The organism is Actinosynnema sp. NPDC023658, assembly GCF_040639995.1.
Taxonomy (GTDB): domain Bacteria; phylum Actinomycetota; class Actinomycetes; order Mycobacteriales; family Pseudonocardiaceae; genus Actinosynnema.
Window position 1 is genome coordinate 12,296 of record NZ_JBFAAX010000152.1, and the last position, 305, is coordinate 12,600.

At 74.8% G+C, this 305-nt stretch carries 1 pseudogene; it reads right to left on the reverse strand.

Going from position 1 to position 305, the window contains the following annotated elements:
• Window positions 1–292, reverse strand: a pseudogene (locus AB0G02_RS18015) (magnesium transporter); the annotation flags it as partial.
• Window positions 293–305 lie beyond the last annotated feature (13 nt).

Sequence of the window (305 nt, forward strand, 5' to 3'; positions counted from 1 at the left end):
CCGGTCCGCGTCGCGCCAACCGCCCGGTGCGCTCGCGGACCGCGACCCGCGTCATCCGCCAGTCCCGGGTGCGGCTGGGTTCCATCGCCGCGTCGACCAGCACCGCCGCCGCGCCGGAGCCGAGCGTCACCCGCGCGTCGAGCAGCTCGCCGACGACCAGGACCTCGTTGGTGCGCTGGTGGAACTGGCGCAGGTTGACCGTCCCGGTGGCGAGCGTCACGGCGTTCGGCTCGATCGAGGTGACCCGCAGCATCGGCACGAAGATGCGCCGCCGGGTCGCGAGCTCCAGCACCAGGCCCAGCACC